20 protein-coding genes and 1 pseudogene are annotated in these 20,748 nt (G+C 70.0%); 14 read left to right on the top strand and 7 right to left on the bottom strand.

Going from position 1 to position 20,748, the window contains the following annotated elements; genetic code table 11:
• Positions 1–126 precede the first annotated feature (126 nt).
• Positions 127–915, bottom strand: coding sequence for an aminotransferase class IV (locus tag HD599_RS08845; RefSeq protein WP_184236158.1), 789 nt, complete (start codon positions 913–915; stop codon positions 127–129).
• Positions 916–926: 11 nt separating this feature from the next.
• Between HD599_RS08845 and HD599_RS08840 the strand changes: the two genes are divergently transcribed.
• Entirely contained in the window at positions 927–2,339 is a 1,413-nt protein-coding gene (locus tag HD599_RS08840; protein WP_184236154.1) for an anthranilate synthase component I family protein, read from the top strand.
• Positions 2,340–2,500: 161 nt separating this feature from the next.
• Here HD599_RS08840 and HD599_RS08835 read toward each other — a convergent pair whose 3' ends face one another.
• Positions 2,501–2,809 (bottom strand): metalloregulator ArsR/SmtB family transcription factor, encoded by a 309-nt coding sequence (locus HD599_RS08835; RefSeq protein WP_184236152.1) that lies wholly within the window; start codon positions 2,807–2,809, stop codon positions 2,501–2,503.
• Positions 2,806–3,270 carry an SRPBCC domain-containing protein gene (locus HD599_RS08830; RefSeq protein ID WP_184236149.1) on the bottom strand — a complete coding sequence of 155 codons (465 nt, stop codon included), beginning with the start codon at positions 3,268–3,270 and terminating at the stop codon, positions 2,806–2,808. Before HD599_RS08830 ends, HD599_RS08835 begins: the two co-directional genes overlap by 4 nt.
• A 172-nt stretch (positions 3,271–3,442) precedes the next feature.
• Here HD599_RS08830 and leuS point away from each other — a divergent pair, with 172 nt between their 5' ends.
• The 5 genes and pseudogenes from leuS to holA all read left to right on the top strand — a co-directional run bounded on the left by leuS (position 3,443) and on the right by holA (position 10,254).
• Entirely contained in the window at positions 3,443–6,004 is a 2,562-nt protein-coding gene (leuS, locus tag HD599_RS08825) for a leucine--tRNA ligase (protein WP_184236146.1), read from the top strand.
• Positions 6,005–6,144: 140 nt separating this feature from the next.
• Positions 6,145–6,780 (top strand): ComEA family DNA-binding protein, encoded by a 636-nt coding sequence (locus HD599_RS08820; protein WP_184236143.1) that lies wholly within the window; start codon positions 6,145–6,147, stop codon positions 6,778–6,780.
• A gap of 752 nt (positions 6,781–7,532) precedes the next feature.
• Positions 7,533–8,210 (top strand): annotated as a pseudogene (locus HD599_RS18390) (ComEC/Rec2 family competence protein); the annotation flags it as partial.
• 130 nt (positions 8,211–8,340) lie between these two features.
• A complete protein-coding gene (locus HD599_RS08810; protein ID WP_221420468.1) occupies positions 8,341–9,153 on the top strand; it encodes a ComEC/Rec2 family competence protein in 813 nt (270 codons plus the stop codon).
• A gap of 84 nt (positions 9,154–9,237) precedes the next feature.
• Positions 9,238–10,254, top strand: a complete 1,017-nt coding sequence (gene holA, locus HD599_RS08805; protein ID WP_184236137.1) for a DNA polymerase III subunit delta — start codon at positions 9,238–9,240, stop codon at positions 10,252–10,254.
• Between the two features lie 443 nt (positions 10,255–10,697).
• Here the strand turns inward: holA and rpsT are convergent, their stop codons facing one another.
• Together rpsT and HD599_RS08795 are read right to left on the bottom strand one after the other, a co-directional pair.
• A complete protein-coding gene (gene rpsT / locus HD599_RS08800; RefSeq protein WP_184236134.1) occupies positions 10,698–10,958 on the bottom strand; it encodes a 30S ribosomal protein S20 in 261 nt (86 codons plus the stop codon).
• Between the two features lie 174 nt (positions 10,959–11,132).
• Positions 11,133–11,870, bottom strand: coding sequence for an alpha/beta fold hydrolase (locus HD599_RS08795; RefSeq protein ID WP_184236131.1), 738 nt, complete (start codon positions 11,868–11,870; stop codon positions 11,133–11,135).
• A gap of 25 nt (positions 11,871–11,895) precedes the next feature.
• On the opposite strand from HD599_RS08795, the gene HD599_RS08790 reads away from it, so the two are divergent.
• The 7 genes from HD599_RS08790 to hemW are packed head-to-tail and all read left to right on the top strand — an operon-like array spanning position 11,896 to position 18,655.
• The gene (locus tag HD599_RS08790) at positions 11,896–13,053 is read left to right on the top strand and encodes a pyridoxal phosphate-dependent aminotransferase (RefSeq protein WP_184236128.1); all 1,158 of its coding nucleotides are present in this window, start codon (positions 11,896–11,898) and stop codon (positions 13,051–13,053) included.
• The gene (locus HD599_RS08785; protein ID WP_184236125.1) at positions 13,050–13,979 is read left to right on the top strand and encodes a TIGR01777 family oxidoreductase; all 930 of its coding nucleotides are present in this window, start codon (positions 13,050–13,052) and stop codon (positions 13,977–13,979) included. The genes HD599_RS08790 and HD599_RS08785 overlap by 4 nt, the downstream gene beginning before the upstream one ends.
• A 59-nt stretch (positions 13,980–14,038) precedes the next feature.
• Positions 14,039–14,329: a DUF4190 domain-containing protein gene (locus HD599_RS08780; RefSeq protein WP_184236122.1), complete on the top strand. Its 291-nt coding sequence runs from the start codon at positions 14,039–14,041 to the stop codon at positions 14,327–14,329.
• A 60-nt stretch (positions 14,330–14,389) separates the two neighbouring features.
• Positions 14,390–16,237, top strand: a complete 1,848-nt coding sequence (gene lepA, locus HD599_RS08775; RefSeq protein ID WP_184236119.1) for a translation elongation factor 4 — start codon at positions 14,390–14,392, stop codon at positions 16,235–16,237.
• A gap of 8 nt (positions 16,238–16,245) precedes the next feature.
• Entirely contained in the window at positions 16,246–16,899 is a 654-nt protein-coding gene (locus tag HD599_RS18330) for a DUF1990 family protein (RefSeq protein ID WP_184236116.1), read from the top strand.
• Positions 16,900–16,927: 28 nt separating this feature from the next.
• Positions 16,928–17,419 (top strand): nitroreductase family deazaflavin-dependent oxidoreductase, encoded by a 492-nt coding sequence (locus HD599_RS08765; RefSeq protein ID WP_184236113.1) that lies wholly within the window; start codon positions 16,928–16,930, stop codon positions 17,417–17,419.
• A gap of 12 nt (positions 17,420–17,431) precedes the next feature.
• Complete coding sequence (gene hemW / locus HD599_RS08760) at positions 17,432–18,655, top strand: radical SAM family heme chaperone HemW (RefSeq protein ID WP_184236108.1); 1,224 nt, start codon at positions 17,432–17,434, stop codon at positions 18,653–18,655.
• 15 nt (positions 18,656–18,670) lie between these two features.
• Here the strand turns inward: hemW and HD599_RS08755 are convergent, their stop codons facing one another.
• Together HD599_RS08755 and HD599_RS08750 are read right to left on the bottom strand one after the other, a co-directional pair.
• Complete coding sequence (locus tag HD599_RS08755) at positions 18,671–19,054, bottom strand: DUF4870 domain-containing protein (RefSeq protein WP_184236105.1); 384 nt, start codon at positions 19,052–19,054, stop codon at positions 18,671–18,673.
• Positions 19,055–19,126: 72 nt separating this feature from the next.
• Positions 19,127–19,516, bottom strand: a complete 390-nt coding sequence (locus tag HD599_RS08750) for a magnetosome magnetite crystal formation protein family (RefSeq protein ID WP_184236102.1) — start codon at positions 19,514–19,516, stop codon at positions 19,127–19,129.
• 165 nt (positions 19,517–19,681) lie between these two features.
• On the opposite strand from HD599_RS08750, the gene hrcA reads away from it, so the two are divergent.
• Positions 19,682–20,713 carry a heat-inducible transcriptional repressor HrcA gene (gene hrcA, locus HD599_RS08745; protein WP_184236099.1) on the top strand — a complete coding sequence of 344 codons (1,032 nt, stop codon included), beginning with the start codon at positions 19,682–19,684 and terminating at the stop codon, positions 20,711–20,713.
• Positions 20,714–20,748 lie beyond the last annotated feature (35 nt).

Here is a 20,748-nt window from a genome sequence, read left to right as displayed (position 1 = left end):
CACCGCACTGCGTCTCGGCGGACCGCCGGACTGGTCGGCGGCGCCCGGCTACGCCGCGGCGATCTCGGTCGTCAGCCGCATCTGCGGCGACAACGGGTCGCCGGTCGTGAGCACCGAGCTGGCCGACTACCGGATCGGTTTGCGCAGCGCGCCGAGCCGGGTGCGCCAGGTCTCGAGGCGTCCGGGCAACTCGGCCGTTCCCGGTCCGTCGACCCAGCCAGTGACGATGCGCGGCCCGTGCAGGGCACTGAGGGACCAGAGTTCGGTGCCGTCCAGTTCGGCCGGCGTCACCGATTCGAAGTAGATCTCGGTGCCGAGCGCGGTCGCGAGCCCGAGGAGCGAACGCGCGGTGACACTGTCGATGCGGTCGAGGTCGAGCGACGGGGCGCAGAGGATGCTGCCGCGCCACCAGACGAGCGCGCTGTAGGCGCCCTCGACGACGTAGCCGTCGGGGGAGAGGATGACCGCTTCCTCGGCACCGAGCGGCTGAACCGCGGTGCGCACGCGCGACAGGGCGTCGAGGTCGGGCCCCTTCACCAGCGGGCGGGTGCGCGGGTCGGGGCCGGTGTGCGTCGCCACGACGACGGACCGCGTGCGCGTCGGCGCGCTGCGCAGCCGGAACACCAGCAGTAGCGCGCCGGACCGTGACTGCAGCTCGACGCGCGGGAACCAGTCGCCGTCGGACGGGATCAGTGCGATCGCCGCGTCCCAGAACGCGTCCGTGCCGATGCGCCCGTCGACGGCGTCGTCGAACCGCGCGCGGTGCAGTCCGAGCGCGAGCGTGCGCCCGTCGCTCACCAGCCAGGAATCCGCGGCCTCGACGACCGTGGCCGCCATGTCGCAGTAGTCGAGCAGATCGAGCTCTCCGTCGTGCCAGCGGTAGACGGCCGACGTCGCGGCCGGAAGTGAACTCATACACTCAGGGTATGTGTCCGGTCGAGCTTCCGCCCACGCGTGTGCTGCGGCACCCGCTCGGCCGCTGGATCGACCCGGCCGACGCCTGGGCCGCGCTGCTCGCGGACGAGCCGAACAGCTTCTGGCTCGACAGCGGCCAGGGCGCGGGCACCAGCTATCTCGGCGCGGGCGGCCGGGTCATCGGCGGCAGCGGCGTCTTCGACGACCTGCGGTCAGAACTGGCCGAGAACCGGGTGGATGTCGCGGGGCAGGGCTTCGCCCTCGGTTGGGTCGGCTGGCTGGGGTACGAGCTACGGTCCGTCACGCTCGGCACTCCCGTCGCGCGCTCGTCGCGCTACCCGGACGCCGCACTCATGTACGTCGACCGCGCCCTCGCCTTCGACCACGCGACCGGGGAGGTCACGCTGCTGGCGCTCGGGCGCGAGTGGACCGGCGACCTCGCGGAGTGGCGCGCGTCGACGATCGCGGCGCTCGCGTCGCGGGTTGTTGTGCCGGGGGAATTCTTGACGGGGGAAACCTTCCCGCGGGAAAAAGTGCCGGGGCTAGTTTCGCCGCGGCAATTTTTCCCAGAGAAAGTCCTGCCGCGGCATCCGGCCCCCGCCCTGGCCGAGTGGGCGTACAGCGACGCGGAATACCTCGGGATGATCGCCGAGTGCCAGGCCGCGATCCGCGCCGGCGACGCGTACCAGCTGTGCCTCACCACGGAGGCGAGGGTCGCGGGGGAGTTCGACCCGTTCCGCACCTACCTCGCGCTGCGCGAATCGAGCCCGGCGCACCACGGCGGGCTGATCCGCATCGGCGGGGTGGCGCTGCTGAGCGCGTCGCCGGAACAGTTCCTCGGCGTGAGCCCCGACGGCGTCGTCGAATCCAAGCCGATCAAGGGCACGCGGCCGCGCGGCGAGACGGTGGAGGCCGACGACGCGTTCTGTGCCGAGTTGCTCGCGAGCGACAAGGAGCGCGCCGAGAACCTGATGATCGTCGACCTGATGCGCAACGACATCGGGCGAGTGAGCGAGCTCGGAACGGTCGTCGTTTCGAGCCTCTTCGCGGTGGAGACGTACCGGCACGTGCACCAGCTGGTCAGCACGGTCCGCGGACGACTGCTCCGCGGGCGCACGGGAGTGGACGCGGTCGAGGTGTGTTTTCCCGCGGGATCGATGACGGGTGCGCCGAAGCGCGCGGCGACCCTCATTCTCGAGGGGCTCGAGGCGCGTCCGCGCGGGATCTACGCGGGAGCCTTCGGCTACTTCGGCCTCGACGGGCGCGTCGACTTGGCGATGGTGATCCGGTCGATCGTGCTCGACGGCGCGGGCGCCACCGTGGGTGCGGGCGGCGGCATCACCGCGCTCTCCGTGCCGGAGGAGGAACTCGCCGAGGCGCGGCTCAAGGCCGCGGCGCTGCTCACGGTGCTCGGCGCGGGCTAGCGACCGCCCGCCGCGGTTCCCGCCCCGCCCCGCCCCATTTCGGAAATTCAGGAAGAGCGGCCCCCGCCCGCCGGCGGTGCCCCGGTGATCCGAGGGCGTGCCGGCCGCGCCATCCCACTCTTCCTGAATTTCCGAACCCGGCGCACACGCAGGGGTGATGTCTACCGCCCCTCCGCCAGGCGCTTCAGCGCGGCGAGCCGGCCGTCCCAGGCGGCGCCGATGCGCTCGAGCTGCACGGCGAGCTCGCCGAGGCGCGCTCCGACGGCGCGGTAGCGGATCTCCCGCCCGGCCGGCACCGGCTCCACGAGCCCGACGGCGACGAGGGACGCGAGGTGTTTCGCGATCGCCTGCCGGCTCACCGGCAGCCGGGTGGCGAGCGCCGACGCCGACAGCTCCTCGTTGCCGAGTTCCGTGAGGATGCCCCAGCGCGTCTCGTCGCCGAGCGCCGCGAACACGGGGACCAGGCTCACGCGCCCACCAGCGCGAGGAGCTCGTCGATCTCGGAATCCCAGCCGCCGCGGTGCTCGTCGAGGTGCGCGCGCCGGGCGTCGTCGTCCCCGGCCAGCTCGCCGAAGCCGGTCTCCACGACCGAGAGCACCGTGCCTTCGCCCTCGTCGTCGAGCGTGAACCGCACGAGCGTCGAGTTGTCGTCGCGGATCGGCTCGTCCCGGATGCCCCACCGGTAGCCGAACGCGCTCTCGGGCTGGAATTCGACGATGACCACGGGGTTCTCGCCGTACCCGTCGAAGAAGAAGTGCCCGCTGCCGCCCACGGCGACGCGGTCGAAGACGGTCCGCTGCCCGAACCACTGCGAGATCTGCGCGGGGTCGGTGATCGCCGCCCAGACGCGCGAGCGTGGCGCGTCGATGCGCACGGTGCGTGTGACGCTCCAGGTCTCCTCGTCGATGACGGCGGGAGGGGTGTCGGTCATGGTGTGTCCTTTCGTCGGCTCCGACTGCAGTGCAACACAAGAGTTGCAGATGGATGTCGGCAGTGCAACCCATCGGTTGCAGTGACGCGGCGCAGGTGAGGGCAAGCTAATCTTGTTGGTTGGGCCGCCCGCTAGTTGTCGCGGCCACTCCCCGCAATGAATTGAGAAATACGTGGCACACGAGTACCCAGACGACGCTCCCGAGTACGACATCGCAGCACTTCAGGAGAAGTGGCTCCCGGTGTGGGACGACCTCAAGCCGTTCGCGTCGGACAGCGTCGACGACAAGCGCCCGCGCAAGTACATCCTCGACATGTTCTCCTACCCGTCGGGCGACCTGCACATGGGCCACGGCGAGGCCTACGCCCTCGCCGACGTCGTCGCACGCTACTGGCGCATGCAGGGTTTCAACGTGCTGCACCCCGTCGGCTGGGACTCCTTCGGCCTGCCCGCGGAGAACGCGGCCATCAAGCGCGGCGTCAACCCGCGCGACTGGACCTACGGCAACATCGCCGAGCAGAAGGCCTCGATGCGCCGCTACGCGACCAGCGTCGACTGGGACCGCGAGCTCGCCACCAGCGACCCCGAGTACTACAAGTGGAACCAGTGGCTGTTCCTGAAGCTGCACGAGAAGGGCCTCGCCTACCGCAAGGAGAGCTGGGTCAACTGGGACCCGATCGACCAGACCGTCCTGGCGAACGAGCAGGTCCTCGCCGACGGCACGTCCGACCGCTCGGGCGCCGTCGTCGTCAAGAAGAAGCTCACGCAGTGGTACTTCAAGATCACCGACTACGCCGACCGCCTGCTCGACGACCTGAACCAGCTCGAGGGCCACTGGCCGAGCAAGGTCCTCGCCATGCAGCGCAACTGGATCGGCCGCTCCATCGGCGCCGACGTCGACTTCGCGATCGACGGCCGTGACGAGAAGGTCACGGTGTTCACCACCCGCCCCGACACCCTGTTCGGTGCCACGTTCATGGTGGTCGCGCCCGACTCCGACCTCGCCGCGGAACTCGCCGCCGGCTCGACCCCCGAGGTCCAGGCCGAGTTCGCCGCGTACCTGCAGCAGATCCAGAAGAGCACCGAGATCGAGCGCCAGGATGCGACGCGTGAAAAGACCGGCATCCCGCTTCGTCGTTTCGCCGTCAACCCGGTGACCCAGGAACGCATTCCGATCTGGGCGGCCGACTACGTACTCGCCGACTACGGCCACGGCGCCGTCATGGGCGTGCCCGCGCACGACCAGCGCGACCTCGACTTCGCCCTCAAGTTCGACCTGCCCGTCGTGGTCGTCGTCGACACGAACGCGCCCGTCACGACGTCGATCCCCGTGCTCGACCTCGACGAGAACGGCGTCGCGATCCTGCCCGACGACACGCCCGCGCTCGCGCCCGCCGAAACGGGCACAGCACTCGGCGGCGAGGGCCGCATGATCAACTCCGGGCCGCTCGACGGCCTGAGCAAGAGCAACGCGATCAAGAAGGTCATCGAGCTGCTCGAGAGCACCGGTTCCGGCCGTGCCGCGAAGACCTACCGTCTGCGCGACTGGCTGATCAGCCGCCAGCGCTTCTGGGGCACGCCGATCCCGATCATCCACGGCGCCGACGGCGAGCTGATCCCGGTTCCCGAGGACCAGCTGCCCGTGCTGCTGCCCCCGACCGACGGACTCGACCTGCAGCCCAAGGGCCAGTCGCCGCTCGCCGCCGCCACGGACTGGGTCAACGTGCCCGACCCGCGCGACGGCAGCCCCGCGCTCCGCGACGCCGACACGATGGACACCTTCGTCGACAGCTCCTGGTACCCGTTGCGCTTCCTGTCGCCCAACGACGACACCCAGGCGTTCGACCCGAAGCTCGCCGAGAAGTGGGCACCCGTCGACCAGTACGTCGGCGGTGTCGAGCACGCGATCCTTCACCTGCTCTACGCGCGTTTCATCACCAAGGTGCTGTTCGACCTCGGCTACGTCTCGTTCACCGAGCCGTTCAGCGCGCTGCTCAACCAGGGCATGGTGCTCTCCGGCGGATCCAAGATGTCGAAGAGCAAGGGCGGTGTGAACCTCGGCGACGTGATCGACGAGTTCGGCGTCGACGCGATCCGCCTCACGATGGTGTTCGCCGGCCCGCCCGAAGACGACATCAACTGGGAAGACGTCTCGCCTGCCGGTTCGGCCAAGTTCCTCAAGCGCGCCTGGCGCCTCGCCAAGGACGTCACGAGCGACCCCGAGGTCGAGTGGAAGACCGGCGATGCAGCGCTGCGCAAGCAGACGCACCGCTTCCTCCAGGACGGCCCCGGCCTGCTCGAGTCGTTCAAGTTCAACGTCGTCGTCGCGCGCCTGATGGAGCTCGTCAACGTCACCCGCAAGACGATCGACACCGGAGCCGGCCCCGCCGACCCCGCCGTGCGCGAGGCCACCGAGGTCATCGCGATCGCGCTCAGCCTCTTCGCGCCGTACACGGCCGAGGAGATGTGGGAGCTGCTCGGCTACGAGCCGACCGTCGCGCTCGCGCGCTGGCGCAAGGCCGACCCCGCGCTGCTGGTCGAGGACGCCGTGATGGCCGTCGTGCAGATCGACGGCAAGGTGCGTGACAAGTTCGAGGTCTCGCCGAAGATCAGCGCCGACGAGCTCGAGGCTCTCGCCCGCACCTCGGAGGCCGTCATCCGCTCGCTCGGTGACAAGGAGATCGTCAACGTGATCGTGCGCGCCCCGCGCGTGGTCTCGATCGCCACCAAGTAGCAGTCGCTCGTTCGCGCAGGGCCTCGTCGATACGTCGGCGGGGCCCTTCCGCATTCCTCCCCACGGCGCGGCCGAGGCGGTCCCTCCCCAGATGGGGCCACGTCGCCCACGGTGCGCGACGGGCTTCGTAGCCTCGACCAATGACCAGACCCGCGGATGCCGCGACCCCACGATCGCGCCTGCGCATCGGTCTCGGGGCGGCTGTCGTGCTGCTCGTCGTGGCGCTCGGCTGCGCCGTACTGGTCGCGGCCCTCGCGCCGAAGGGACAGAGCGCCACGGTCACGGCGGGGTCGGCGCCGGCCGCGACTCTCGACAGCGGGACCCCGCTCGACGCGGGCTCGGGCGCCCCGATCTTCGTGCATATCCTCGGCGAGGTCGCCTCCCCGGGGCTCTACGAACTGCGCGAGGGCGACCGCGCCGTCGACGCAGTGGCGGCCGCCGGCGGGTTCGGACCGAACGCCGACCAGGCCGGACTGAACCTCGCGCGCTTCGTCACCGACGGCGAGCAGATCGTCGTGCCCGAGATCGGGCAGGCGCCGCCGGCCGCGGGCGGGGGTGTGGCTGGCGGCGGCGCGGTCGTCCCGGGCAAGGTCAATCTCAACACCGCGGATGCCGCGACCCTCGAGACCCTGCCCCGGGTCGGCCCCGCGATGGCCGAGCGGATCATCGACTGGCGAGAGACGAACGGGCGTTTCACCGCCGTCGAAGACCTGATGAGCGTGACCGGCATCGGCGAGAAGACGTTCGCGGGGCTGAAAGACCTGGTGACCACGTGAGGGTCGATCTGCGGCTCGCGCTTCCCGCCGCGTGCGCCTGGCTGGCGGCCTTCGTCGTGGTCGGGCTGCCCGACGGAGCCCTCCCGGTCGCGCTCGTCCTGTGGGCGGCCGGCGGTGTGGCGGTCGCCGTCGCGCTGGCGCTGCGCCGGGGTGTGATCGCGGTCGGGGCGGTGTGCCTCGTCGCCGCCGCGCTGGTCGCCTCGGCCGCGGCGGCGCAGGGCGGTGCGCGGCGACCGCCGGTGCTCGTGGATGCCGCGCACGGCGGGCGGTTCGTGAGTCTGACAGTGGTGACGGGGGAGACTCTCGGCGCGCTTCCGGGGGCGGCTTCGCCGGATCCTGCGGAACCGGACGGCGCCGACTCTGGGATCGGTCGCGACGAGGCGGAAGCGCGGGCGGGACCGTTCGCCGCCACCGTCACGAGTGCGACGGTGGGCGACGGGGGAGCGGCGGCACTGTCGGTGCCGGTGCTCGTCTTCGGCGAGCCTCCGCCGGGGCGAACGGGCGTCGGAGCGGAACTCGCCCTGAGCGGTACGCTGACCGCGACCGAGCCGGGCGACGACGCGGCGTTCCTCGTGTTCGCCTCCGGGTCCGCGCGGGTCGTCGCCGAGCCGCCGTGGTACCTCGACTGGGCGAACACGCTGCGCGCCCGGTTCGCGGCCTCGGCGACCGCCCTGCCCGGTGACGGCGGTGACCTGCTGCCCGGCCTCGCGATCGGAGACACCGCGGCGGTGAGCGAGCGCCTCGACACCGCCATGAAGTCGAGCTCGCTGAGCCATCTGACGGCCGTGTCGGGTGCCAACTGCGCGATCGTGGTCGCGCTGGTCATGGTGCTCGGGGGCGCTGCCGGGTTGGGTCGTGGCGGCAGGATCGCGGCATCCGTCTGCCTGCTCGTCGCCTTCGTCGTGCTGGTGACGCCGCAGGCGAGCGTCGTGCGTGCGGCGGCGATGGCGCTCATCGTGCTGCTCGCCATGCTCGGCGGACGACCGGTGCGCGGGGTGCCCGTGCTCTCGCTGGCGGTGCTCGTGCTGTTGGCGAGCGACCCGTGGCTCAGCCGCAGCTACGGGTTCGCGCTGTCGGTGCTCGCGACCGGCGGCCTGCTCGTTCTGTCGACGCCGCTCACGCGGGTGTTCGCACGCGTGCTGCCGCGCGGCATCGCCGCGGTGCTGGCGATCCCCGTCGCGGCGCAACTCGCCTGCCAGCCTGTGCTGCTGATGCTCCAGCCGTCGATCCCGACCTACGGGGTCGTCGCGAACGTCATGGCCGAGCCGGCGGCGCCGCTCGCGACCGTGGTCGGACTGCTGGCGTGCGTCACGCTGCCCGTCGTCCCGTGGCTCGGCGGCCTGCTCGCAGCCGTCGCCTGGCTCCCCGCCAGTTGGATCGCCGCCGTCGCCGGGTTCTTCGCGGGGCTGCCCGGTTCGCAGCTGCCGTGGCCGCCGGGCATCCCGGGCGTGCTGCTGCTCGCCGGGGTCACGGTCGCCGCCCTCGTCGCGGTGCTCGGCGGGGTTCCGCGGCGGGCGCGCCTGGCCGCGGCCTGCGCCGTCCTCACCGCGCTCGCCTGCGGTGCCGGTTCCGCGGTCGGCGGGCGGGTCGCCCAGCAGCTCGCGCGGCCCGACGATTGGCAGATCGCGGTGCGACATCGGCCAGGGCGACGCCGTGCTCGTGCGCAGCGCGGGGCGGGTGGCGCTCGTCGACACCGGTCCGCTGCCCGAACCGCTCGGCGCCTGTCTCGACACCCTCGGCATCGGTCGCATCGACCTGCTCGTGCTCAGCCACTTCGATCTGGACCACGTCGGCGGCACGGAGGCGGTGATCGGCCGGGTGGACCGCGCCATCGTCGGCCCGGCCTCCGACGCCGCGGACGACCGGCTGCTCGCCGACCTCGCCGCGGGCGGGGCGGTGGTCGAGCGGGTCAGCCGGGGCGACAGCGGAGTGCTCGGCGAACTGCGGTTCACCGTGCTCTGGCCGCGTGCCCGGCTCGGCACGGTGGAGCCGGGCAACGACGCGAGCGTCGCGCTCGAGTTCGCCGGGGCGGGGGACTGCGCCAGCGGCTGCCTCGGCTCGCTGTTCCTCGGCGATCTCGGCGAACAGTCGCAGGCGCTGATGCTCGCCGCGGGTCCCGTTTCACCGGTCGACGTCGTCAAGGTGAGCCATCACGGGTCCGCGGACCAGCTGCCGCGGCTGTACGAGCGGGCGTCGGCGACCGTCGGGCTGATCGGGGTCGGCGCCGACAACGACTACGGTCACCCGACCGACGAGCTGCTCGACCTGCTCGCCGGGGTCGGCACGACCGTGTGGCGCACCGACACCGACGGGCTCATCCTGGTCAGCCCCGCGGCGGCCGACGAGGGCGTTCGCGTGTGGAGCGAGCGGTGACGCCGGGCGCCCGGCGTCGGCGGTCGCGATTAGGCTTGACCCGCCGGAGTCGGTCGACGAGGCGAAGCATCGAGGGAGCACAGCGTGGCAACCAAGCCAGCCAGCAAGGCCAAGGTCGCCATTCCGCAACTGGCGTGGGACAAGGTCCGACCGGCACGCGTCGTTCTGGTGTCGGGTACCGAGGGTTTCCTCGCCGACCGCGCGATCCGCCTGCTGCGCGACACCCTGCGCATCGAAGACCCCAGCCTCGAGCTCGGCGACCTCGAAGCCGACCACTACGCACCCGGCGAGCTCATCACCCTGGCCAGCCCGTCGCTCTTCGCCGAGCCCCGGTTCATCCGCGTCACCGGCGTCGAGAAGTGCACCGACGCGTTTATGGAAGACGTGCTGCGCTACCTCGAGAACCCGGCCGACGACTGTTACGTCGTCCTCCGGCACGCGGGCGGGGTGCGCGGTAAGCGCATGCTCGACGCGATCCGCGGCGGACTCGGCAACGGCATCGAGATCGTCTGTGCCGACCTCAAGAAGGACACCGAGAAGCTCGACTTCGCCGCGGCCGAATTCCAGGCAGCGGGCCGTCGCGTCACGCCCGGCGCCCTCCGCGCGCTCGTCTCCGCGTTCTCCGACGACCTCGCCGAGCTGGCCAGCGCCTGCCAGCAGCTGCTCGCCGACGCGAGCGAGCAGATCACCGAGGTGACGGTCGAGAAGTACTACTCCGGCCGGGTCGAGACCACGGCATTCAAAGTGGCGGATGCCGCGATCGCGGGCCGCCACGGCGAAGCACTCATCCTCCTCCGGCACGCCCTGGCCTCGGGAGCCGACCCCGTTCCGATGCTGGCAGCGTTCGCGTCCAAGCTGCGCACCATGGCGAAGCTCTACAACGTGCGGGGCAGCGACGCGCAGCTCGCGCAGCAGTTCTCGCTCGCCCCGTGGCAGGTGAACCGCGCCCGCAAAGACCTCCAGGGCTGGAGCGACGACGGTCTCGGCCGCTCGATCGAGCTCCTCGCCGACACCGACGCCCAGATCAAGGGCGGCGGCCGCGACCCCGTCTACGCCCTCGAGCGCATGGTCGGCATCGTCGCGGGCCGCGGCGCCCGCTAGCCCGAGCGGGTCGAGCCTGTCGAAACCCCTCGCGGGTCGGGCTGTCCGAGCGGGTTGAGTCTGTCGAAACCCTTCGCGGCTCGGGACGATGCCGCCCCGCTGGTCGAGCCTGTCGAAACCCTTCGCCGACCAGAGACTTCGACAGGCGCGATCTGCCCGAATCGCGACCGCGGGTTTGAGCCGTCGAAACCCTGTCGCACCCAGCGTCATCCGCCCCGGCACACACGAACGACAGGACGCGTCCTGCCGAAAGCGCCGATGCGTCCTGTCGAGCGCGCGAACCGGGCGTTTCGTCCTGTTGAGCGGGCGAGGTGCGCCCAGCGAAACAGGATTTCGACAGGCTCGATCCGCCGGCGGGAGCGATTTCGACGGGCTCGATCCGCCTCGGCATGCGAAAAGCCCCTCCCGCCGGAGCGGGAGGGGCTTTCGAAGAGTGGTAACGCTTAGAGCGCTGCAACCTGCTTGGCGATCGCCGACTTCTTGTTGGCGGCCTGGTTCTTGTGGATGACGCCCTTGCTGGCTGCCTTGTCGAGCTTCTTGGCTGCGACGAGCAGGGTCGCGACGGCGAGTTCCTTGTCGCCCGCGGTGATCGCTGCGCGCACGGAGCGGATAGCGGTCTTGACCTCGCTCTTGACGGCCTTGTTGCGGTCCTGCGACTTCTTGTTGGTTCCGATGCGCTTGATCTGCGACTTGATGTTTGCCACTGAATTTACCTTCTTGTTGTAGAGCTGACGTTTGTAAGAATCACTGCACGACCGTCTGGCGAGACGCGTCGCGCGAAGCGGCCGAGGAAAAGAATTTCCCGGCCGCGAATATGCAATAGAGGGTTGCACGGAAGCCAACAGGCAACATTACCAGTTGCCAGCCCGTTCCGGCAATCAGAGACCGTCGGCCGGGCGGGACGAGTTTATCGCGTCGACCAGCACCCGGGTGAATTCGACAGGCCGGGCGACGCTCACCATGTGGCTCGCGCCCGGGATCCGCACGAGCGTGCCGTGTCGGGTGGCGGCGAGGAAGCTGCGCTCCTGCAGCCGGATGTGGTCGAGAGTGCCGTTCACCAGCCAGATCGGCTGCTCGATGCGCGACAGCGAGTGCGCCATCCTGATGCCTCGGAGTTCGCGCAGCACGTCCTGCATGACCTCGAGGGCGACGCCGCCGGCGATGACATCGTCGGCGTATTCCGGGTCGCGGATGACGGCGCGCACGACGGCGTTATTGAGCCCGAGCCCGCGGTCGGGCAGCAGGTGGATCGCCGCCGCCCCGACCCGCCAGGCATCGAGGATGACGCGCGACGGCTGGGTGCCGCAGCTCGCCGCGAGGATGCCGGTCACGTCGCGGGGTTCCGCTGCAGCCCAGTGCGCGGCGAGATAGCCGCCGAGCGAGAATCCGCAGAGGAACACCGGCCCGGGGGCCGCAGCCACGGCGCGGTCGATCGTCTCGACGCCGCCCGCGAGAGTGAATCGCTCGTGCATGCGCGACCCGTGCCCGGGCAGGTCGGGCGTGATCACCGTGTAGCCCAGCGCGGAGAGGGCGAGGACCTGGTGCCGCCACATCGACGACGACGTGCGCAGCCCGTGGACGAGCACCACTGTCGAGATCGGGGCGGAACCGGGCATGGCCTCAGCGTAATAGCCTGAGGGTATGCCGCATCTTGCCCAGCACATCGAGTCGGTCCCCGGATCCGGCATCCGCCACATCTTCGAGATCTCGACGAAGCTCGACGACGTCATCTCCCTCGTGATCGGCGAACCCGACGTGCCGGTCGCCCCGCACATCGCCGAGGCAGCCAAGCGCGCCTGGGACGCCGACGAGACCGACTACACGCCGAACGGCGGCATCGCCCCGTTGCGCGCCGCGATCGTCGACAAACTGGCCCGCGAGAACGGCGTGCACGTCGACGTCGAACGAGTCTGGGTGACGGTCGGCGCGACGCAGGCGCTCTACCAGGCCATGACGCTGACGCTCGCGGCCGGCGACGAAGCGCTCATCCCCGATCCCGGCTACACGACCTTCACCATGGGCGTGCGCATGCTCGACGCCCACCCCGTGCCCTATTCGCTGCTGCCCGAACGCGGGTTCCTGCCCGACATCGCCGAGCTCGAACGCCTCGTCACCGACCGCACCCGCGTACTCATCGTCAATTCGCCGTCCAACCCGCTGGGCGCGATCTTCCCCGAAGAGGTGCTGCGGGAGCTGCTCGACTTCGCCCGCCGCCACGACCTCTGGATCATCAGCGACGAGGTCTACGAGTACTTCACCTACGGCGAGAAGCACGTGAGCATCGCCAGCCTCGAGACCGCCGAAAACGGCGAGCGCAGTCGGGTGTTCTCCGCCTTCTCCCTCTCCAAGACCTACGCGATGACCGGCATCCGGGTCGGCTACCTCGTCACGCCGCCCGGGCTCGCCGCCACGATGCGCACCGTGCAGGAGGCGACCATCAGCTGCGTCAACAGCCCGGCACAGTACGCCGCCGTCGCCGCGATCACCGGAGACCACGAGCACGTCGCCGCCGCCAAGGCCCACTACCGGGCCAATCTGGTCGCCGCCACCGGGTATCTCGACAGCCGCGGCATCCGCTATCTGCCCCCGACAGGGGCCTTCTACCTCTGGATCGACGTGAGCCATGCCAGTGCGGGGGATGTCGCGGCCTGGGCCGAGACCCTCCTGCTCGAGCAGCGCGTGGCCGTCGCCCCGGGCAGTGCGTTCGGACGCTCCGGCGAGGGCTGGATCCGCGTCTGCCTCGCCAACTCCGAGGAGAACCTCATCGCCGGCCTCTCGCGGATCCCGGCAGGAGTGTGAGCGGCCAGCGCATCGTCATCGCCGGCGCGAGCGGGTTTATGGGGCGGTACTTCGCCCGCCGCTTCCGGGAGGACGGCGACACCGTCGTCACGGTCGGCCGCAGCGGCGCCGACGTCGTCTGGGGCGATACCGCCGCACTCGAGGCGGCGATCGACGGCGCCGACCTGCTGCTCAACCTCGCCGGCAAGAGCGTGAACACGCGGTACAGCGACAAGAACCGCGCGGCGATCTTCAGCTCGCGCCTGCTCACCACGGGCGAGCTCGGCCGCGCCGTCGAGACCGTGCCGAACCCGCCCGCGCTCTGGCTCAACTCCAGCACCGCCACGATCTACCGGCACGCCGACGACCGCCCGATGACCGACGCCGACGGCCAGATCGGCAACGGCTTCTCGGTCAACGTCGCCACCGCCTGGGAGCGCGAGTTCTTCGCCCACTCCCGCGACGGTGTGCGTCAGGTCGCGCTGCGCATGGCGATCGTGCTCGGCGACGGGTCCGCCCTGTCACCGCTGCTCTCCCTCACCCGAATCGGTCTCGGCGGGCCGCACGTCGGCGGCAAGACAGCGGGCGCCCGCCAGATGTTCTCCTGGGTCCACATCGACGACGTCTACCGTGCGATCCGGTTCATCCAGACGGATGCCGCGATCGACGGCCCCGTCAACGTGGCGGCCCCGCGGCCGGTCACGAACCGCGAACTCATGGGCACGCTGCGACGCGTGCTCGGCGTGCCGTTCGGGCTCCCGCTCACCCGGTGGATGCTCGAGCTCGGCTCGTTCGCGATCCACACCGAGACCGAGCTGCTGCTCAAGAGCCGATGGGTGCTGCCGACGACGCTGGAGGCCGAGGGCTTCGAGTTCGAGCACCCCGAGCTCGAGGGTGCCGTGCGCGCCATCACCGGCACGGCGGCAGAGGCCCCGCGGGTACCCTGAGCCACAAACCGGGGGTTACCCCGATGGAACCGGGGATTCGTCGCTTCTAGCCTTGGACCATGACCCAGACGCTTCCCACCACAGCGGTTCCCACCGCTCCCGCCGCGACCCGCAACCTCAGCGTGGTCGCCCTGATCCTCGGCATCGCCTCGGTGCTGCTCGGGCTCACCTTCCTCGTCCCGATCGCCGCGATCGTGGTCGGTGTCCTCGCCTACCGCCGCGAACCCGAGGGCCACGCCTTCGCGGTCTGGGGCATCGTACTCGGCGCCGTGATGGCGTTCGGCTGGTTCGTCACGGCCGTGGTCGGCATCGTGTTCGCCGGACCGTGGCTGCTCGTCGGACTCTTCTGACACCGCGCTGACGACGGTCAGCGCGCGCCCCGCGCGCGACTCGTGGGAGAATAGGCACAAATGTCTCCCCGCGCACTCACGGCCCTCGAGCCTTCCTCCACCGATCCGGCGTTCATCCGCAACTTCTGCATCATCGCCCACATCGACCACGGCAAGTCGACCCTTGCCGACCGCATGCTCCAGATCACCGGTGTGGTGAGCGACCGCGACATGCGCGCCCAGTACCTCGACCGCATGGACATCGAGCGCGAGCGCGGAATCACGATCAAGAGCCAGGCCGTGCGTATGCCGTGGGAGCTCGACGGCCAGACCTACGCGCTCAACATGATCGACACCCCCGGGCACGTCGACTTCACCTACGAGGTATCGCGCTCGCTCGCCGCCTGCGAGGGCGCGATCCTCCTCGTCGACGCCGCGCAGGGCATCGAGGCGCAGACGCTCGCGAACCTCTACCTCGCCCTCGAGAACGACCTCACGATCATCCCCGTGCTCAACAAGATCGACCTCCCCGCGGCCGACCCCGAGAAGTACATCAAGGAGATCGTCGGCCTCATCGGCTGCAAGCCCGAAGACATCCTGCTCGTCTCGGGCAAGACGGGCGTGGGAGTGCCCGAACTGCTGGATGCCGCGACCCGCCTGATCCCCGCACCCGTCGGGGACGCGGACGCACCGGCCCGCGCGATGATCTTCGACTCGGTCTACGACGCGTACCGCGGCGTGATCACGTACGTGCGGATGATCGACGGGAAGATCAACCCGCGCGAGAAGATCATGATGATGAGCACCAAGAGCGCCCACGAGGTGCTCGAGATCGGCGTCAGCGCTCCCGAGCCGACTCCGACCAAGGGCCTCGGCGTCGGCGAGGTGGGCTACCTCATCACCGGCGTCAAGGACGTGCGCCTCTCCAAGGTCGGCGACACCGTCACGAGCCACGCGAAGCCGGCCGAGATCGCCCTCAAGGGCTACTCCGAGCCGATCCCGATGGTGTTCTCGGGCCTCTACCCGATCGACGGTTCCGACTACCCGCTCCTGCGCGAGGCGCTCGACAAGCTCAAGCTCTCCGACGCCGCGCTCGTCTACGAGCCCGAGACCTCCGTGGCCCTCGGCTTCGGTTTCCGCTGCGGATTCCTCGGCCTGCTGCACCTCGAGATCATCACGGAGCGTCTGGAACGCGAGTTCGGTATCGATCTCATCGCCACCGCGCCATCCGTCATCTACGAGGTCACGACCGACGACAAGAAGACCGTCACCGTGACCAACCCGAGCGAGTTCCCCGGCGGAAAGATCGCGTCGGTGAGCGAACCGATCGTCAAGGCGTCGATCCTGCTGCCCAAGGACTACGTCGGCACGGTCATGGAACTCTGCCAGGGCCGCCGCGGCACGATGCAGGGCATGGAGTACGTCGGCGAAGACCGCGTCGAACTGCACTACACGATGCCCCTCGGCGAGATCGTCTTCGACTTCTTCGACCAGCTGAAGAGCAAGACCGCCGGCTACGCGAGCCTCGACTACGAGCCCATCGGCGAGCAGGACGCAGACCTCGTCAAGGTCGACATCCTGCTGCAGGGCGAGGCCGTCGACGCGTTCAGCGCCATCGTGCACCGCGACAAGGCCTACGCCTACGGCGTTCTGATGACCGAGCGCCTCAAGAAGCTCATCCCGCGTCAGCAGTTCGAGGTGCCGATCCAGGCCGCGATCGGCGCGCGCATCATCGCCCGCGAGTCCATCAGCGCGATCCGCAAGGACGTGCTCGCCAAGTGCTACGGCGGTGACATCACCCGCAAGCGCAAGCTCCTCGAGAAGCAGAAGGAGGGCAAGAAGCGCATGAAGATGGTCGGCCGCGTCGAGGTTCCCCAAGAGGCGTTCGTCGCCGCGCTCACGGGCGACACGGAAGCGAAGAAGAAGTAAGGACCGGCGTGAACGCCGACCTCTGGGCCCGCCCGGTCAGCTACGGCGCCGTGGGAGCCACCCAGGCACCCGACCTGCTGCAGTACCCGCCCGCCGGATACCGGCCGATCGAGCGCCGCGCCCGCATCGGGCACGGCGACGAGCGGTTCGCCTGGGCCTCCGCCGCGGTGCTCAGCTGGGTGGTGCAGAAGAACAGCGGGTTCCGCGTCGAGACCGGGCACACGCCCGACTACGTCAGCGAACTGACCTACACGCCTGTCACGTTCGACGCCGCGGGGGAGCCGGTCGTGCCCTCGCACACCTCGGCGACCGGCGAGACGGTCTTCGCCCCCGACGGCACCGCGCTCATCGCCCCGGGCGACACCGTTCTGCTCTCGATCCGGTTCTGGCCGGTCTGGGTGAAGGCGCCGGCCCGCGTCGTCTACGTCGTCGACGAGCCGAGCCGCCGCGGCTTCGCCTACGGCACCCTGCCCGGTCACCCCGAAGACGGCGAAGAGGCGTTCCTCGTCGAGCAGACCGAGGACGGCGCCGTCTGGATGGTCATCCGCGCGTTCTCCCGTCCCGCCGCCTGGTACTGGTGGCTGGTCGCGCCCGTGCTGCGGGCCACGCAGTGGTTCTACACGCGCCGCTACCTGCGTGCCCTCGGCGGGCCGCTCGAGTAGCACCCGCCCCGCCTGCCACACTCGGGGCATGCACCGCAGCATCCGCGCCGTCACCGCCGCCCTCATGCGCAGCCCCGTGCGGCACGTGCTGCGCCCGCTGATCACCCCGTTCGACCGGTTCCTGTTCCGCGTCTCGGGCGGGCGGCTCAAGCTCAGCGCCCCGATGATCCCGTCGCTCACGCTGTTCACGACCGGGGCGAAGACCGGGCTGCGGCGCGAGACCCCGCTCATGTGCTTCCCCCGCCCGGACGGCGGCTGGTACGTCGCCGGCAGCAACTTCGGGCTGCCGCGGCACCCCGCGTGGACCGCGAACCTCATCGCGAACCCGCTCGCCGAGGTGCACTACCGGCGCGAGACGGTGCCGGTGCGGGCCACGCTGCTCGACCCGCGGCAGGCCGAGGACGTCTGGCCGGTGCTCGAGCGGCAGTGGCCGCGATACCGCGACTACGAGAAGACGGCTCGCCGCGACATCCGGATCTTCGCCCTCGACCGACGTCAGGCGGCACCCGGGCCGGTCTGAGAGAATCAGACAATGCCCAGCGCCCTTCCCCTCGCCGACCCGGCACCCGCCGACGGCCTCCTGCCGTCTTCCGTGATGGATGCCGCGGCGAGCCGTCACCTGGGGATCTACGTGCACGTGCCGTTCTGCCGGGTGCGCTGCGGGTACTGCGACTTCAACACCTACACGTCGGAAGAGCTGCGCGGTGCCAAGCGCAGCGACTACGCGGGCCAGGCGATCGAAGAGGTCGCCCTCGCCGGGCGGGTGCTGCGCGAATCGGGGCTGCCCGAGCGCCGCGTCTCGACCGTCTTCTTCGGCGGGGGAACCCCCACGCTGCTGCCGGTCACCGACCTGGCCGCCATGCTCGCCTCGGTCATCGACGGCTGGGGTCTCGAGCCCGGCGCCGAGGTCACCACCGAGGCCAACCCCGACTCCGTCGACCGCGACTATCTGTTCGCGCTGAAGGCAGCCGGCTTCACCCGTGTCTCGTTCGGCATGCAGTCGGCCGTGCCGCACGTGCTCGCGACCCTCGAGCGCACCCACGACCCGAAGCGTATCCCGCTCGTCGTCGCCTGGGCGCGAGAGGCCGGACTGCAGGTCAGCCTCGATCTCATCTACGGCACGCCGGGGGAGTCGCTCCTCGACTGGGAAGCCTCGATCGACGCGGTGCTCGCCGAGAATCCCGACCACATCTCCGCCTACGCGCTCATCATCGAGGACGGCACGAAGCTCGCCCGGCAGATCCGCCGCGGCGAGGTGGCGCGGCCCGACGACGACCTGCAGGCCGACATGTACGAGCTGCTCGACGCCAAGCTCGCCGCTGCCGGGTACGACTGGTACGAGGTGAGCAACTGGTCGCGCGACTCCGCCCACCGCTCGCGGCACAACCTGTCGTACTGGCAGGGCCACGACTGGTGGGGCATCGGCCCCGGTTCGCACAGCCATGTCGGGGGAGTGCGCTGGTGGAACGTGAAGCACCCGTCGGCGTACGCCGACCGCATCCTCGCGGGCCTCTCGCCCGCGGCCGGGCGTGAGACGCTCGACGCCGAGACGCGACGAGTGGAGCGCGTGCTGCTGCTCACCCGCATCCGTGAGGGCCTGCGCATCGACGAACTTGAGCCGTCGGGCCGCACCGCCGTCGCCGGCCTGATCGCCGACGAACTCGTTAACGCGGCAGCCGCCCTGCGCGGATCAGTGGAACTGACCCTGCGAGGGCGGCTGCTGGCCGACGCCGTCGTACGACGCCTGCTGGAGTAAACGCGGGAGCGGGTGCTACTTGATGAACTGGATCGTCAGCGGGTACTTGTAGGTCTCGCCCTTGTTGGCGGCGACGGCGGCGATGATGCTGAAAACCACGACGACGACGAAGATCGCCAGGTAGAGGATCGACAGGATGCCGAGGGTGATGGCGGCGAGCACGGTCGCTGCCACCCAGTAGATCAACATCGAGAGCTGGAAGTTGAGCGCGGTGAGGGTGTGCGCCCGGATGAAGGGGCCGCGGTCCTTGAGGACGAGGTACCCGACGAGGGCCGGGACGAAGTAGAACAAGATCCCTCCCACGTGGATGAGGGTGGCCCACAGTCGCTCGTCGCTCGGGCTGAGCGGCTGCGGCGTGGTCGGCTGATAGTTGTCTGAGGGCGGGGGCGCGTCTGTCATGCGCTCATTAAAGCAGGGAAGCTCAGTGATTGTCGCGATTATTTTCGCAGCGCTGACTTTTCGTCGAGGACGTCAGCGCAGGAAGCGCACCGACACCGGATAGCGGTACTCCCCGCCCGCGTTGACCCGCGAGCTCGCGGTGAGCGAGAGCACGACGTTCAGCGCGTACAGCGCGGCGGGGAGCACCAGGGTGAGCGACGCGGCCGGACCCAGCGACACGAGCGACATCGCCAGCGACAGCACGCCCGCGACGACCAGCAGCGAGACGTATCCGATCGCCGCGGTGATCTGCCAGTTGAGGGCTTCCTTCGATTCCTTCCGCGCCACCCCCGCGCGCTGCCGGGTGACGACGAAGACGATCAGGGCCGGAATCGGGCCGAGCACACCGCCGAGATGGGCGAGGCTCGCCCACGCGCGGTCGTCGCGGAGCGCGCGGGCGCGGGAGGATACGGAGTCTGTCACTGCGGGGGGTGTGCCTTTCGCCTGACCCCCGTTCGGGGGTGGTCTCGAAGTGCTTCCACACGGTACTGCCTCCGTCCGGTGCGTGCAATCCCTCCCACTCGGCGCAGCGCGGTACAATTGGCAGTCAGGCAGTTCGAGTGCCAACGGGCGAAGGGAGGGTGCGACATGGTGTCGGATCGCAGTCTCGAGGTCCTCCGTGTCATCGTGCAGGACTACGTGGCCTCCCGTGAGCCGGTGGGGTCGAAGTCGATCGTCGAACGGCACTCCTTCGGGGTCTCCGCGGCGACCATCCGCAACGACATGGCCCTGCTCGAAGAAGAAGAGCTCATCGTCGCACCGCACACCTCCTCCGGCCGCGTCCCGACCGATAAGGGCTACCGCGTCTTCGTCGACCAGTTGGCCGACCTGAGACCGCTCAGCTCGGCGCAGCGTCAGGCCATCGAGACCTTCCTCGGCCAATCGGTCGACCTCGACGACGTGCTGTCGCGCACCGTGCGCCTGCTCTCGCAGCTCACCCACCAGGTCGCCCTCGTGCAGTACCCCACTCTCTCCCGATCGCGCGTCCGTCACGTCGAGATCGTGCCTCTCGCTCCGCGCCGCCTGATGACCGTGTTCATCACCGACACCGGCCGGGTCGAGCAACGCCTCGTCGACACCGCCGGAGACATCGACGAACTCTTCCTCGCCGAGCTCCGCAGCACCCTCAACGCGCGCCTCGGCGGACTCGCTCTCGCCGAGGTCGCCGGCTCGCTCGCCCACATCGGCGCGAGCTATCCCGCCGACCGCCGCGACCTCGTCACGCAGATCGCCGCCTCGATCGTCGAACAGGCCACCGAGCGTCGCCAGGAACGACTGGTGATGGCCGGCACCGCGAACCTCGTGCGCACGGAAGAGGACTTCAACGGCAGCATCTTCCCGGTGCTCGAGGCGATCGAAGAACAGGTCACCCTGCTCAAGCTCTTCGGCGAGGTCGACGGCGACCACCACGGCGTCGCCGTCACCATCGGGCGCGAGAACGCCGAGTTCGGACTCGGCGAGACCTCGGTGCTTTCGAGCGGCTACACGTCCTCGGGTGGCGCACTCGCCCGGCTAGGCGTGCTCGGCCCGACCCGCATGGACTATTCCAACAACATGGCAGCGGTGCGAGCAGTCGCCCGCTACCTGACCAGACTGCTCGGCGACGATGGAGACCGATGACCATCGACACCGCCGTGACCACCACCAGCGTGAGG

This window comes from Conyzicola lurida (genome assembly GCF_014204935.1).
In the GTDB taxonomy this organism is placed as follows: domain Bacteria; phylum Actinomycetota; class Actinomycetes; order Actinomycetales; family Microbacteriaceae; genus Conyzicola; species Conyzicola lurida.
Note: the sequence above shows the minus strand (reverse complement) of the source record. Positions and strands in the feature narration are given on the sequence as shown.

Coding starts and splice junctions, on each gene's coding strand:
- HD599_RS08845 (WP_184236158.1), bottom strand. CDS start 915: ATGAGTTCACTTCCGGCCGCGACGTCGGCCGTCTACCGCTGGCACGAC.
- HD599_RS08840 (WP_184236154.1), top strand. CDS start 927: ATGTGTCCGGTCGAGCTTCCGCCCACGCGTGTGCTGCGGCACCCGCTC.
- HD599_RS08830 (WP_184236149.1), bottom strand. CDS start 3,270: ATGACCGACACCCCTCCCGCCGTCATCGACGAGGAGACCTGGAGCGTC.
- HD599_RS08820 (WP_184236143.1), top strand. CDS start 6,145: ATGACCAGACCCGCGGATGCCGCGACCCCACGATCGCGCCTGCGCATC.
- HD599_RS08795 (WP_184236131.1), bottom strand. CDS start 11,870: ATGCCCGGTTCCGCCCCGATCTCGACAGTGGTGCTCGTCCACGGGCTG.
- HD599_RS08790 (WP_184236128.1), top strand. CDS start 11,896: ATGCCGCATCTTGCCCAGCACATCGAGTCGGTCCCCGGATCCGGCATC.
- HD599_RS08780 (WP_184236122.1), top strand. CDS start 14,039: ATGACCCAGACGCTTCCCACCACAGCGGTTCCCACCGCTCCCGCCGCG.
- lepA (WP_184236119.1), top strand. CDS start 14,390: ATGTCTCCCCGCGCACTCACGGCCCTCGAGCCTTCCTCCACCGATCCG.
- HD599_RS08765 (WP_184236113.1), top strand. CDS start 16,928: ATGCACCGCAGCATCCGCGCCGTCACCGCCGCCCTCATGCGCAGCCCC.
- hemW (WP_184236108.1), top strand. CDS start 17,432: ATGCCCAGCGCCCTTCCCCTCGCCGACCCGGCACCCGCCGACGGCCTC.
- HD599_RS08755 (WP_184236105.1), bottom strand. CDS start 19,054: ATGACAGACGCGCCCCCGCCCTCAGACAACTATCAGCCGACCACGCCG.
- hrcA (WP_184236099.1), top strand. CDS start 19,682: ATGGTGTCGGATCGCAGTCTCGAGGTCCTCCGTGTCATCGTGCAGGAC.